The following is a 12,284-nucleotide window of genomic DNA, read 5'->3' as shown; positions in this document are numbered from 1 at the left end:
GGGGGAAAGGCGCGTTAAGTGAGAGAGCGTTGGATGGGTTAGAGGAGGCGGCGCTCGGCGGCCCACTTGGTGAGTTCGTGGCGGCTGGAGAGCTGGAGTTTGCGGAGGACCGCGGAAACGTGGGTCTCCACCGTCTTGATGCTGATGAAGAGCTCTTTGGCCACTTCCTTGTAGCTGTAGCCGCGGGCGATCAGCCGCATGACCTCGAGTTCGCGGGCCGAGAGCCTGTCCAGTTCGTCGTCGGCGATGTCGGCCGGGGCGGTGCCGAAGGCGTCCAGCACAAAGCCTGCAAGGCGCGGGGAGAACACTGCGTCTCCCCCGGCCACACGATAGACCGCATCCGTGATTTCCGCCCCGGAGATGGTTTTGGTGACGTACCCGCGGGCTCCCGCCCGGATCACAGCCACAACATCCTCGGCGGCGTCCGAGACGCTGAGCGCAAGAAACCTGGTGGTGGACAGCAGCGGGGCTGAACCGGCGATGACTTCCCGCCCTCCGCCGCCCATCCCGCCGGGCAGGTGGACGTCCAGCAGCACAACCTCGGGCCGTTCCTGGGCGATCACGGCAATGGCCTGCTCCACCGTCGCCGCCTCCCCCACCACGTGGATGCTCGGATCCAGGTCTGCCTTCAGGCCGGAGCGGAAGATCGCGTGGTCGTCGACGATCACCACCCGGACGGGTGTTGCGGGCCGGATGGGGCCCGTACCGGATCCCTGCGTGGTGTTCATGGTTTGCCTTCCGGGCTCTGTGATGGCTTGTCAGCTTGAGCGGCGGCCGGGTAGCCGAGCCGCACTTCCGTGCCGTCTGTGGTACTGGTGATGGTGGCCGTCCCGCCATGGCGGTTCATTCGGCCGATGATGGATTCGCGGACGCCGAGCCGGTCCTCGGGCACCTGCTGCAGTTCGAAGCCCGGGCCGCGGTCCTTGATGAACACTTCAGTGCGTCCGCCGGAAACCTCCAGGTATACCGAAACGGTCCCGCCGCCGTGCCGGGACGCGTTCAGCATTGCCTCACGGCTGGCCTGGATCAGGGCCTCGTGGCCCTCAGTGACGGCGGTGTCCCCCACACTCACCACCTCCACGGCATTGCCCAGCAGGTCCTCCACTTCGGCCGCAACAGCCTTGATCCGGTCCGAAAGCTGCCCGGCGTCCTTCTCCGGATCTGCAAACAACCAGCCCCGCAGCTCCCGCTCCTGGGCACGGGCCAGCCGGACGACGTCGTGCTCATTGGCCGCCCGCCGCTGGATCAGTGCCAGGGTCTGCAGCACCGAGTCATGGAGATGGGCAGCGATTTCCGCACGCTCGGTTTCCCGGATCCGGCCGGCACGCTCCGCTTCAAGGTCACGCCAGAACTTCAGCGCCCACGGAAGCAGGACCAGCACCACGCCGCCAAGGACGGCCACGGAAGCCAGCAGCGCCAGCCAGGTCTGTTCCCAGGAGCCGGAGCCGGACACCATCACCAGGACCCCCGCCACCACCAGTGCCAGGCCAGCGGCGAGCCGGGCCCAGCCGCCGGCCTGGTCCGCCTTGGTCTTGTCCACGAGGCCCGCGCGCCGGGTCTCATCGAGCTGCATCCACGCGATGGAGGCTCCGCCCAGAACTGCCGCCGCCGGAATCAGGGTGCCCAGCGGCACATCCACGCCGAGGAGCTGGGCGATCAGGATGCCCGCGACGAGCAGCAGCCCGGCGCCGAGCAGGATTTCCTTGCCGTACCGCATGTCCCGGAACCAGGGCCGCGCCGCCGCAGATGCGTTCCCTGCGGCGTCGCCCGGCCCGGCGTAGGAAGAGTCGCCCGGGGAAACTGGCAGCACGCCGGGGCCAGCGTTGGGGACGCCGCCTGGAGGAGGAAGGCCCGGCCCGGCCGCCCGGGCGGAGGCAGGGACGCTTTGCGGGACGTCGGTCCGGCCCGGGGCGTGGCCAGGACCCTGGCTCACGGCGGGCGCAATGGGCGACGCCGGGCGGCGGGCCTGGCGCCGCGCGCTTTCGTCCGCCGTGGGCACCATGATCCACAGCCAGGCATAAAAAACGACACCGGCCCCGCCGGCAAGCGCAGCCAGCACCATGCCCACCCGCACGTTGCGGACGGGCCAGCCCAGGTGCGCGGCAAGGCCGGAGCATACGCCCGCGATAAAGCGGTCGCTGCGCCGGACCAGCGGGGGCCGGATGGGGGCGGTTGTCATGGATCAATCCAAACACGGATCAGGGTTGCCCGGACCGCGTTCGGGCCTGAACCGGGGGCCACTCAGGGGCCGTTCAGGGTGTCCCCCAGTAGAGCGGAAGCGCCGCGGACGGAAGGATCGAGGTATGAACTCGCAAACCCCCACCCCTGATGACGGCCATCCAACGGAGCCCCTCCCCGAACGGGACACCGCACACCCCACGGAGCCCCTGCCGCCGGCCTCCCCGTCCCCGCAGGACCAGGAGCCGGTGCGGGAATCCAGCAGCGGTTCCACCGGTGAACCCGGCCCCGGATCCACCAGCGCACCCGGCGAGGACACCTCCAGCGGTGCCTACACCGGCCCCTATACCGGCCCGTCGGCCGGAACTTATTCGGCACCGAACGCCGGCAGCTACGCCTACGCCGGAATGCCCGGCCGGCAGGCAGACTTCTTCGGTTGGGTCCGCAGCCAGGGCATCAGCCGCGGACAGGACCGCTGGATCGGCGGCGTCTCCAGCGGCATTGCCCACCGCATGGGCATCGACCCGCTGATCGTCCGCGGCGTCTTCATCGTCCTCACCCTCTTCGCCGGCATCGGCGTACTCCTCTACGGCCTGGCGTGGGCATTCCTCCCGGAACCCGACGGCAGGATCCACGTCCAGGAAGCCGGAGCAGGGCGCTGGACCAGCGGCATGACTGGTTCCCTGATCGCCACCATCCTCGGTTTCAGCGGGCTCGGCGGCGGATTCTGGGGCTGGGGCAACCACGGCTTCGGCGCCTTCCTCTGGACCATCTTCTGGGTAGGCGGCGCCATCTACCTGATCTACTACCTGGTCCAGCGCAACAAGGCCGCAGCCGGCATTCCGGCCGGCGCAGCAGCGGCAGCGTCAGGCACCAACGCCTACGCAGCAGGTTCCTCCACCGCAACAACTCCGCCCTACTCCGACGTCGCGGGCACCGGCCCCTTCACCGGAAGCCCCTACGGGGGTACATCCTCCGGCACCCCGTCCGGCAGCGGCTATAACGGCAGCGGCTACTCCAGCGGCGCCTACGGAGGCAGCGGATCCGGTGGCAGCGGCTGGGACAACCGCCGGTCCGGCGGTGCCCTGCCGCCCCAGAGTCCGACGCCGAAGGTGCGCCCCGCCGGTCCGGGTGCTCCCGCCGTCGCAATCATTGCCGGCAGCGCGCTGCTGGTGGGTGCCGGGCTCAAGGCGCTGGATGTCACAAACGTCATCAACCTCGGCGACTCCACCAACGCCATTGCATGGGCCAGCGCGGCGGCGGTCCTGGGCCTGGGGATCCTCCTCATGGGCCTCCGCGGCAAAACGGCCGGCATCCTGTCATTCTTCGCGGTGGCGGCGCTCATCGTCGGCGGCATCTTCAACGTGGTGGGCAACAACGGGGACCGGATGCGGTTCCAGGAGCTGGACTGGGCCCCGATAAGCATCGAGGACGCGCGCAACGGCCTTGATGTGGCTGGCAGCCGCGGCACGGTGGACCTCACCCAACTGGACACCAACGCCCCGCTGACGTCCGACGTCGTGGTTCCGCTCGATATCGCGGCAAGCAACGTGACGATCGTTATCCCTGACAAGGTGCCCGTGGACATCAAGGCGGACATGGCCATGGGGAACATCCACGAAAGCGGCGGCAACCGCGGCGGCATCACCACCAGGGAAAGCAGCTACAACAGCGACGAGCCCGGCAGCCACCTGATCATCGAGATCGACGGCGCCTTCAGCAACGTCACCATTGAGGAAGGCAACTGAAATGAGCACCAACACTCCGGCACCGGACCCCTATGTTCCGGATCCATACGTCCCGGGAAGCACGACGGCGGCAGGCGCCTCTGGTGCCCCAGCAACAGGGGCGAGAGTGGGCACCATCGTGTGGGGCCTGATCGTCCTGGCTCTCGCCGCACTGATCATCATCGCCCAGCTGGGCATCGTTACCCTGAACGGGACCTACGTCCTGATCGGCCTGATGATCGGGGCCGGCGCCGCCCTGGTGGTGGGCGGACTTCTCTCCGCCAGGAAACGTGACAACAGCCCCTCAACACGGAAGGCTTAGCGCCATGGACAAGTTTTTCAGCATCGTCAGGGGCCTTGGCCTGAAACGCGGACCGGAACGGTGGCTCGGAGGGGTGCTGGGAGGAATCGCAGCCAAACTCAACGTGGATGTCGCATTCGTCCGGATCGCCTTCCTGGTCTTCTGCCTCCTCCCGGGTCCGGCCGTGATCTTCTACCTCCTGGCCTGGGTGGTCCTGCCGGACCAGCGCAACAGCATCCCGCTCCAGACCTTCCTGGACCGGCGGTCCATCAACCGCCCGTAACAGCGCAGTAAAAGACTCCCGCTCCTATTTGGAGCGGGAGTCTTTGCGCGGTGAAGTGGAGGGTGACGGGGCCAAGCGACCCGGTAAAGACCGTGCCCCAATGTAACCGGTTTGTGTCGTACCCCACACCCCCCACTAGACTCTATGTGAGCTCAGCGTGGCGCTCTGCCTGTATAACTTCTCCCCAGGATTTGAGCCAGAGACATGAAAATTGGAATTCTCACCAGCGGTGGCGACTGCCCCGGACTGAACGCCGTGATCCGCGGAGCCGTCCTCAAAGGTATTGCCATCCACGGTCACGAATTCGTGGGTTTCCTTGACGGCTGGCGCGGGGTGGTGGAGGGCGACATCATCGACATCCCCCGTACCATGGTCCGCGGCATCGCCAAACAGGGCGGCACCATCCTTGGCACCTCGCGCACCAACCCGTTCGAAAACGGCGGTGGGCCCGAGGTCATCAAAGCCCACATGGACCGCCTCGGCATCGACGCGATCATCGCGATCGGCGGTGAGGGAACCCTGGCCGCGGCCAAGCGCCTCACCGACGCAGGACTGAAGATCGTGGGCGTCCCCAAGACCGTGGACAACGACCTCGACGCCACCGACTACACCTTTGGTTTCGACACCGCCGTGCAGATCGCCACCGAAGCGATCGACCGGCTCCGGACCACCGGCGAGTCACACCACCGCTGCATGATCGCCGAAGTGATGGGCCGGCACGTCGGCTGGATCGCCCTCCACGCCGGCATGGCCGCCGGTGCCCACGCCATCCTCATCCCGGAGCAGAAGGTCAGCATCGACCAGATCACCGAATGGGTGAAGGAAGCCCACGCCCGCGGCCGCGCGCCGCTGGTAGTGGTGGCCGAAGGTTTCGTGCCCGAGCACATGGAAACCCCGCACTCCGAACGCGGACTGGATACCTTCGGCCGCCCCCGACTGGGCGGCATCGCAGACCAGCTCGCCCCGGAACTGGAAGCCCGCACCGGCATCGAAACCCGCGCCACTATCCTGGGCCACATCCAGCGCGGGGGCGTGCCGTCGGCCTTCGACCGTGTCCTGGCCACGCGGCTGGGCATGGCCGCCATCGACTCCGTGGTGGAAGGCTACTGGGGCACCATGGTGGCGCTGAAGGGCACGGACATCGAGCACGTGGGCTTCCAGGAAGCCCTGGGCCAGCTCAAGACCGTCCCGCAGAAGCGCTACGACGAAGCCGCCGTCCTCTTCGGCTGAGGTGTCCTGCTTAGCTGAGGTGTCCTGCCCGGCGGCGCCCCTTGACCGCCCTAGGCTGGAGTTATGACACTTGACCCCGGTTCTGCCGCCATCATCCAGCTTGCGTGGGCACGGCGCCTGGGACTCGACGACGACGCTTTCGGTTCTGCCCTGGCCTCGGGCGAGCGGATTGTCCGTGCAGACGAATCAGCCCGGACCGTGGAGTTCGTCCGGCTCTTTGGCAGTTCGGCCCTGGTGGGTCCGCAGTGGGTGATCGACGCCGCTGCGGGCATCCCGGATGAGGAGCTGGCCCAGCACGTCACGCTCCTGACACTGACCCGCTCCCACGGCGGCCACAGCCTGGGTGCGGCGGCGCTGTTTTTCGCAGACGACTTGCCGCTCAAGCAGCCCTCGGAAGAAATGACGGTCTCGCACGGCAATCCGGAAGCCATCGAACTGGAGGGACGCTGCCCGCCGGACGACGTCAACGAGGTGGGCCTGTCCGACCTCGAGAACCGCTACACGATCGTCCACGAGGTGGAAGGCCGCCGCGTGCCCCTGGCCTGCGGCGCCTACTCCGAGTGGGTGGGCCTACTGGCGCACCTCGGGGTACTGGTGGACCCGGAATGGCGGCGCCGCGGGCTGGGCTCGCTCGCCGTGTCCATCGCCGCGCACGAAGCCTTAGCGGCGGGGCTGACGCTGCAGTGGCGCACCGACGTCAGCAACACCGGATCCCTGGCGCTGGCCCGGAAGCTCGGCCTGTCAGCCGGCGGAATCCAGACCAGCGTCCACCTTGGCTGACGGGGTAGCGACGCCCCAGCCCTGAACCGGCTGGGGTTTGGCGAAGAACAATGCCACGGCAGCGCCAACCAGGATCACTCCGGCCGGCAGGAGGATGGACTGGCTCATCGCCGTCGAAAATCCACTGTGGAGGGCCTCCGGCAGGCTGCCGGAAAACGCTACGCCCTCGCCGGCGGCTCCGCCCGGTCCGCCCGAGGGAAGCTCGGCAGCCAGCCGGGACTGGATCAGCACGGCGATGGCAGCGCTGCCCAGGACCGCCCCGAACTGCCGCGTGGTGTTGTAGACCCCCGAACCGGCACCGGCCTGCCGCGGCGGCAGGTTTCGGGTGGCGGTGGTGCTCAGCGGCGCCCAAATGCCGGCGTTGGCAAGTCCCAGGACGGCGCTGGGCAGCAGGAACATCCAAATGGGTGTGTCCGGCTGCATCAGGACCGCGTTCCACACCAGCGACACAGCCATCAGGGTCAAACCGCCAGCGGCAAGATACTTCGGGTTGACGCGGTCCACAATCTTCCCCACCACGGGCGCCAGGCCACCGGAGATGAGCGCCATGGGCACCATCAGGAGGGCTGACTGGGTGGGCGTGAGCCCGCGGACCAGCTGGTAATAGAAAATGAGCGGCAGGGTGAAGGCAGTCACCGTAAAGCCCACCAGGGTGATTCCAAGGTTGGCGAGGGAGAAGTTGCGGTCCCGGAACAGTGCCAGCGGCAACAGCGGTTCACCCTTGTTGAAGCGCTGCCACAGGACAAACAGGACCAGGACGCCGATTCCCGCAACGATCAGGCCCCATACGCTGATGGGCCCGGTGATGGTGCCCCAGTTGTATGTCTCGCCTTCCTGGATGCCGAAAACCAGCAGGAAGAGTCCGACGGCGCTGAGCAGGACACCGGGGATATCGAACCGGTGCGGGTGGGTACTGAGGGCGGGGACGTTGCGCCAGGCGAGGATAAAGCCCGCAACGCCCACCGGGACGTTGATAAAGAAGATCCATTCCCAGCCAAGGCCGTCCACCAGGACGCCGCCCAGGACGGGCCCCACAAGAGTCGCCATGCCGGCAGTTGCTCCCCAGATGGACATTGCCGCCCCGCGCCGGTCCGGCGGGAAGATCCGCGTAATGACGGCCATGGTCTGCGGCGTCATGATGGCCGCACCAAGGCCCTGCAGCACCCGCGCCGCAATCAGCGTCTCGACATCGGCGGAGAGTCCGCACCACAGCGAGGCCAGCGTAAACACCACCAGGCCCAGCAGGTAGAGCTTCTTGGGCCCGAACCGGTCGCCCAGCCTGCCCGTGATCAGCAGCGGGACGGCATAAGCCAGGAGATAGGCGCTGGTCACCCAGATCACCGAGTTGATGTCGGCGTCCAGGCTTTCCATGATCCGCGGGTTGGCCACGGACACGATGGTGCTGTCGATCAGGATCATAAAGAACCCGATCACCAGCGACCAAAGGGCCGGCCACGGCTTTGCTACGTTTTCCACTGGGTCATCCTTCGTCAGGTTGCTGCTGCCGGCGGGACCCGGTGAGCCTAGCCCAGGAGATTCAGGATCTCCGTACGGGCGAACATTTGGGCGGCGGCGCGGGCCGAGGGTGACCCCGCGTCCGGGTCCGCGCCGGCGTCCAGCAGGACACGGGCAACATCGGTGTAACCCTTGAACGCGGCTCCGGCCAGCGGAGTCTGTCCCCGGTCGTTGGCCGCGTTGGCTTCGGCGCCGTGTTTCAGGATCAGCTGCACAGCCTCTGCGTGGCCGTGGTAGGCGGCCAGCATCAGCAGGGAGTCGCCGGCGGCATTGGTCAAGGTGGCGGGAGCGCCGGCGTCGAGATACGCGCCCAGCAAAGCCGAGTTCCCCTCCCTGGCGGCCTGGAAGAGCGTGTGTGCCAGGGCCACCGCCTCGTCGTCGGAATTGGAGGGTACGTCGGCGTTGTTGTTCGGTACGGCGGCGTTGTCAGTCATCAGCGTGGCCCCTTGAGGAATCCGGTCTGGCGCCCCACCACCTGGCCGGCGTCGGGGGCAACGATAAGTTCCTGGACGGCAGGGTACGGCTCGTCCCCGTCCAGGACCGTCAGTATTTCATCCGCCGCCACGGAACGCTTTATGACCGCCAGGGCTACCGGGCCCATCTCGTAATGCTGGGCCACGGAGGTCACCGCGCCGACCTTCCGCTCCCCCACGAGCACCGGGCTGCCGGCGTCGGGCAGCGTGTGCTGTGAGCCGTCGAGCTGGAGGAACACGAGCCGCCGTGGCGGGTGGCCCAGGTTATGCACGCGCGCGATGGTTTCCTGGCCCTTGTAACAGCCTTTGGCCAGGTGCACTGCGGTGCGAAGGAGGTCCAGTTCGTGCGGGATCGTCTTGTCGTCCGTCTCGGCACCGATGCGGGGACGCCAGGCAGCAACGCGAAGGGCTTCTGCGGCGAGGACCCCGGCCAGGGGCCGCCCGTCCACCGCTGCTTCCAGCCCGGCGGCAGGGACCAGGTACTCAAACCACGGGCGTTCGAGGCCGGGATGGTTTTGCTCCGCAACCGTTGCGTAGGAGTATCCGCCAGCGGATACATGCGGCCAAGGGTCCTGCCATGCAAGGTAGGAGGACCACTCGGGGACGGCCTTGGTGCTTCCCACCACAGCCCAGTCGGCTGAGACGTCCGCGATCTCTACCCGCAGCATGAACTTCATCCTGTTGAGGAACTCCGCCAGCGGGGCAGCTTCGGCAGCCTCCACGATCAGCCAGGTGGTCCCGCCGTCGTCAATGACCCTGGCGTCGAAATCGATCCTGCCCTGCACGCTCAAGAGGAGCAGTTCGCTGGACTCCCCCGCCTGCAGGCCGGTGACCTGCTGGGAGGACAGCGTGTTGAGCCAGCTCAGGCGGTCCGGCCCGGTGACAGTCACCACGCCGCGGCAGGAGAGGTCGACGACGGCGGTTCCAGCTGCGAGGGCGCGCTGCTCGCGCAGCGGCTCGCCGTAGTGGGCCGCGACGCCGGCGTCGGCACCGGCCGCCTCAACGGCTCCGGGGCGCGACAAAAGAGGGCTGGGAGTAGTCATACTGGGGGCAACGTCCTTAAGTCAGTGAGTATTCCATCCCCGTTAGGTCCGGCTGGGCAGTGGGGCCACGCCCGCCGGGTTCCCTGGCCGTGGAACCGCTCCGGCGAGTGCCCCGGCCCGAGCTTGCGAGGGCAGGGAGCCGGTGCGGCCTTGCAAGGCTAGGGCGCGGGTGGGGAGTATTCCGGTTTTTCAAAATCGAAGCGGGTTCCCGCGGCCCATTCGTTGGGAAGGTTTCCGTAGGCGGGGTACCCGCCGGCGTTTTTGAGGATCCGGGCCAGGTGCAGGAGGTTCCAGGTCATAAACGTCACGTTCCGGTTGGTGAAGTCGGTTTCGGGACCGCCGGAGCCCTCATCCAGGTAGCTCGGTCCCGGACCGACCGGACCGATCCAGCCGGCATCCGCCTGGGGTGGAATGCTGAAGCCGATGTGCTGCAGGCTGTACAGGACGTTCATGGAGCAGTGCTTGATGCCGTCCTCGTTGCCCGTGATCAGGCAGCCGCCCACCTTGGGGTAGAACGCCCACTGGCCCTTGCCGTTGACTTCACCGGAATGGGCGTAGAGGCGCTCGACGAGCTTCTTGGTCTGGGAGGAGTTGTCGCCCAGCCAGATGGGCCCGGCCACCACCACGATGTCCGCTTCCTGCACCGCCGGGTACAGCTGCGGCCATTCGTCCGTGGGCCAGCCGTACTGGGTCATGTCCGGGTAGACGCCGCTGGCAATATCGTGGTCCACGGTGCGGATGACCCGGGTGCTGACACCCTGTTTTTCCATGATGCGCCGGCTGATGGTGATCAGCCCGTCCGTGTTGGACGTCTGCGGCGACCGTTTCAGGGTGCCGTTGAAAAAGAGGGCTTTGAGGCCGCTGTAGTCCTGCCCGTTCGGCGACGCCGGCAGGTTCCGGGGATCTTCCATGGCCGCGCCCCTCTTTTCGTTCCTCCGGACCTGGTGCGGTCAGGAAACTTTTTTGAGGAAGGCAGATGCGTGGGCTTCGAGCCCCTTGCCTTCCTTGCCCCCGACCGCCACATCCCAGCGCCACAGCAGGTTGCCGTCCACCAGGCCGAAGATCCGCGTGGCAGCACTGTAGTCCTTGGAGTGGCTCCCGCGCATCACCATGTCCGTGGTGAGCTGGATCTGCGGGCCCTTGATCTGCCCGTAGTACAGCTCGGAGATTCCCCCGGGATGGGAGATGGACACGGAGATATCGAAGCCGCCCTCACTGTTGCGCAGGGCCTCCACCTCGTCAGCGCTCTTCAGCGCAGGCACAATGTCTGCCGGGATCAGGCCGGGGCCGCCGTCGGCATCCAGCTGTTTGCGCTCCAGTGCCCAGAAGCCGGTCTCGACCGTCAGCGGCCGCAGGCGCGTGCCGTCGTCGTCCGTCAGCCAGCTCTCCGCACGGTACTGCAGGTACGGCAGCCCGTTGTGCGTGAACGATACGTGCTGCAGGAAGTGCTCCGAGTCCTCGTCCCCGCTGCCCAGCCGGCCGCGGCCCTCCCACTCACCAATGAGCCAGGAAAGCGGGACAAGTTCTGGAGTCAGGTCTGTGGGAATGTCAATCGGCACAGCAATTACCTCGGAAAACGGCTAGCTCCGGAAAGGGTCTACTTCTGGCCTTTGAAGAGGCGGTAGACGACAAAGCCGGCAAACCAGGCCATGGACAGGCTGGCGATGCCGAGCAGGACAAGGAAGAAAATTTCAAAAGCAAGTACGGACATGATGCCATCCTAACCGTTAGTAGATGAGTAGTTTGTCTATGAAGTAGGCCAGCGAACCCACCGCGGAGACAGGCGCCAGCCCCATGCTAAGGGCTGCGGGAACATTTAGTGGAGCCCCGCGGAGCGTTACAAGGCGGCGGAAGCTCACCAGCACTGCGCCCACCACCACTCCGAAGATCGCGGCCGGGAGCACGGCGATGTCGGAGAGCACCAGCCCGGCAAGCGGCCCCGCGAGTCCGGCCAGGACGATCCCCAGGGGCGCCACAATGCTGTCCGGCCAGCGGATCAGTCCCGCCAGCAGGGCAACGGCGGCGCTGATGGCGGCCACGAGCAGCATTTCGCGGACCCCGTTGAACCTGGCACCGGCGATCCACCCGGCGCCCAGGCAGGAGAGGAGCACGCCCACGGAACATCCGAGGGTGGACTCCAGCCGCTGCGCCTGCCCGGTCCCGCGGATGAGCTGCACCACAAACACGGCCATGATGCCAAGGGCAATGAAGGGCGGCGTCCAGTCCAGGAACCCGGGGGCGGGTGCGTAGGCGGCGGCGACGGCTGAGCCGGCTCCGGCGAGGCCGATTACGGTGGCGAGGGTCTTTTTGGCGGGAATGCGGAGGAAGTGCGGCCAGCCGATGCCAACAGCAGCCGCAATGACCACGGCAACGGCCACCAGGGCTTCGCGGGACGCATACACCCCGCCGATGATCGCTGCCAGTCCGGCAATGCCCACCACACCGATGGTCCATGAGCCCAGGGAGCGGACGGGAGCCTGAAGTTCCGCCGTCATTCGGATCCCGGCCGGGGCCTAGTCTGTGCACTCACTGCGCTGCATCCCATCCTGCGTTGACGTTGGAAGGCGGCGCCCGCCCTCAGTGCCAGGGCAATTCAGCCCTGCCCCCAATCCTGCCCTATGTGAACGGCATATGTCGCAAAACGTACATTGCTCCGAGGCTAATCCATGCCACTTTGAGGCCCGCCGGGTATACTCGAGGCTCAGCTAAGTTCCCTGCTGAGGAACGCCGGATCACTGCGGTTCGCAGTGGCCC

Annotated in this window: 13 protein-coding genes; 5 read left to right on the top strand and 8 right to left on the bottom strand. The window is 67.0% G+C overall.

Features of this window, described 5'->3' with window-relative positions; translation table 11 throughout:
- Positions 1-38 precede the first annotated feature (38 nt).
- Entirely contained in the window at positions 39-728 is a 690-nt protein-coding gene (locus ARTSIC4J27_RS05880; protein WP_050054294.1) for a LuxR C-terminal-related transcriptional regulator, read from the bottom strand.
- On the bottom strand, positions 725-2,179 hold the full coding sequence (locus ARTSIC4J27_RS05875; protein WP_050054293.1) for an ATP-binding protein: 1,455 nt from the start codon (positions 2,177-2,179) through the stop codon (positions 725-727). Before ARTSIC4J27_RS05875 ends, ARTSIC4J27_RS05880 begins: the two co-directional genes overlap by 4 nt.
- Positions 2,180-2,303: 124 nt before the next feature.
- Here ARTSIC4J27_RS05875 and ARTSIC4J27_RS05870 point away from each other — a divergent pair, with 124 nt between their 5' ends.
- From ARTSIC4J27_RS05870 to ARTSIC4J27_RS05850, 5 genes are all read left to right on the top strand, one after another.
- Positions 2,304-3,926: a PspC domain-containing protein gene (locus tag ARTSIC4J27_RS05870; protein WP_050054292.1), complete on the top strand. Its 1,623-nt coding sequence runs from the start codon at positions 2,304-2,306 to the stop codon at positions 3,924-3,926.
- Position 3,927: 1 nt separating this feature from the next.
- Positions 3,928-4,227 carry a hypothetical protein gene (locus tag ARTSIC4J27_RS05865; protein ID WP_050054291.1) on the top strand — a complete coding sequence of 100 codons (300 nt, stop codon included), beginning with the start codon at positions 3,928-3,930 and terminating at the stop codon, positions 4,225-4,227.
- Positions 4,228-4,231: 4 nt separating this feature from the next.
- Positions 4,232-4,489, top strand: a complete 258-nt coding sequence (locus tag ARTSIC4J27_RS05860; RefSeq protein ID WP_050054290.1) for a PspC domain-containing protein — start codon at positions 4,232-4,234, stop codon at positions 4,487-4,489.
- A gap of 204 nt (positions 4,490-4,693) precedes the next feature.
- The gene (locus tag ARTSIC4J27_RS05855; RefSeq protein WP_050054289.1) at positions 4,694-5,719 is read left to right on the top strand and encodes an ATP-dependent 6-phosphofructokinase; all 1,026 of its coding nucleotides are present in this window, start codon (positions 4,694-4,696) and stop codon (positions 5,717-5,719) included.
- Positions 5,720-5,782: 63 nt separating this feature from the next.
- Complete coding sequence (locus ARTSIC4J27_RS05850) at positions 5,783-6,499, top strand: GNAT family N-acetyltransferase (RefSeq protein ID WP_050054288.1); 717 nt, start codon at positions 5,783-5,785, stop codon at positions 6,497-6,499.
- On the opposite strand, the gene ARTSIC4J27_RS05845 is transcribed toward ARTSIC4J27_RS05850, so the two are convergent.
- From ARTSIC4J27_RS05845 to ARTSIC4J27_RS05820, 6 genes are all read right to left on the bottom strand, one after another.
- On the bottom strand, positions 6,461-7,975 hold the full coding sequence (locus ARTSIC4J27_RS05845; RefSeq protein WP_050054287.1) for a DHA2 family efflux MFS transporter permease subunit: 1,515 nt from the start codon (positions 7,973-7,975) through the stop codon (positions 6,461-6,463). The two genes, ARTSIC4J27_RS05850 and ARTSIC4J27_RS05845, sit on opposite strands and share 39 nt — an antisense overlap.
- A gap of 47 nt (positions 7,976-8,022) precedes the next feature.
- Positions 8,023-8,448, bottom strand: coding sequence for an ankyrin repeat domain-containing protein (locus tag ARTSIC4J27_RS05840; RefSeq protein ID WP_050054286.1), 426 nt, complete (start codon positions 8,446-8,448; stop codon positions 8,023-8,025).
- On the bottom strand, positions 8,448-9,530 hold the full coding sequence (gene ygfZ, locus ARTSIC4J27_RS05835; protein WP_050054285.1) for a CAF17-like 4Fe-4S cluster assembly/insertion protein YgfZ: 1,083 nt from the start codon (positions 9,528-9,530) through the stop codon (positions 8,448-8,450). Before ygfZ ends, ARTSIC4J27_RS05840 begins: the two co-directional genes overlap by 1 nt.
- A gap of 158 nt (positions 9,531-9,688) precedes the next feature.
- Positions 9,689-10,441: a flavodoxin family protein gene (locus ARTSIC4J27_RS05830; protein WP_050054284.1), complete on the bottom strand. Its 753-nt coding sequence runs from the start codon at positions 10,439-10,441 to the stop codon at positions 9,689-9,691.
- Positions 10,442-10,480: 39 nt separating this feature from the next.
- Positions 10,481-11,089, bottom strand: a complete 609-nt coding sequence (locus tag ARTSIC4J27_RS05825) for a nitrobindin family protein (protein WP_050054283.1) — start codon at positions 11,087-11,089, stop codon at positions 10,481-10,483.
- Positions 11,090-11,257: 168 nt separating this feature from the next.
- Positions 11,258-12,025, bottom strand: coding sequence for a hypothetical protein (locus ARTSIC4J27_RS05820; protein WP_050054282.1), 768 nt, complete (start codon positions 12,023-12,025; stop codon positions 11,258-11,260).
- Positions 12,026-12,284 lie beyond the last annotated feature (259 nt).

It is taken from the genome of Pseudarthrobacter siccitolerans, from assembly GCF_001046895.1.
In the GTDB taxonomy this organism is placed as follows: Bacteria; Actinomycetota; Actinomycetes; order Actinomycetales; family Micrococcaceae; genus Arthrobacter; species Arthrobacter siccitolerans.
This window is presented reverse-complemented; position numbering and strand designations above follow the sequence as displayed.

Coding starts and splice junctions, on each gene's coding strand:
- ARTSIC4J27_RS05880 (WP_050054294.1), bottom strand. CDS start 728: ATGAACACCACGCAGGGATCCGGTACGGGCCCCATCCGGCCCGCAACA.
- ARTSIC4J27_RS05875 (WP_050054293.1), bottom strand. CDS start 2,179: ATGACAACCGCCCCCATCCGGCCCCCGCTGGTCCGGCGCAGCGACCGC.
- ARTSIC4J27_RS05870 (WP_050054292.1), top strand. CDS start 2,304: ATGAACTCGCAAACCCCCACCCCTGATGACGGCCATCCAACGGAGCCC.
- ARTSIC4J27_RS05865 (WP_050054291.1), top strand. CDS start 3,928: ATGAGCACCAACACTCCGGCACCGGACCCCTATGTTCCGGATCCATAC.
- ARTSIC4J27_RS05860 (WP_050054290.1), top strand. CDS start 4,232: ATGGACAAGTTTTTCAGCATCGTCAGGGGCCTTGGCCTGAAACGCGGA.
- ARTSIC4J27_RS05855 (WP_050054289.1), top strand. CDS start 4,694: ATGAAAATTGGAATTCTCACCAGCGGTGGCGACTGCCCCGGACTGAAC.
- ARTSIC4J27_RS05850 (WP_050054288.1), top strand. CDS start 5,783: ATGACACTTGACCCCGGTTCTGCCGCCATCATCCAGCTTGCGTGGGCA.
- ARTSIC4J27_RS05840 (WP_050054286.1), bottom strand. CDS start 8,448: ATGACTGACAACGCCGCCGTACCGAACAACAACGCCGACGTACCCTCC.
- ygfZ (WP_050054285.1), bottom strand. CDS start 9,530: ATGACTACTCCCAGCCCTCTTTTGTCGCGCCCCGGAGCCGTTGAGGCG.
- ARTSIC4J27_RS05830 (WP_050054284.1), bottom strand. CDS start 10,441: ATGGAAGATCCCCGGAACCTGCCGGCGTCGCCGAACGGGCAGGACTAC.
- ARTSIC4J27_RS05820 (WP_050054282.1), bottom strand. CDS start 12,025: ATGACGGCGGAACTTCAGGCTCCCGTCCGCTCCCTGGGCTCATGGACC.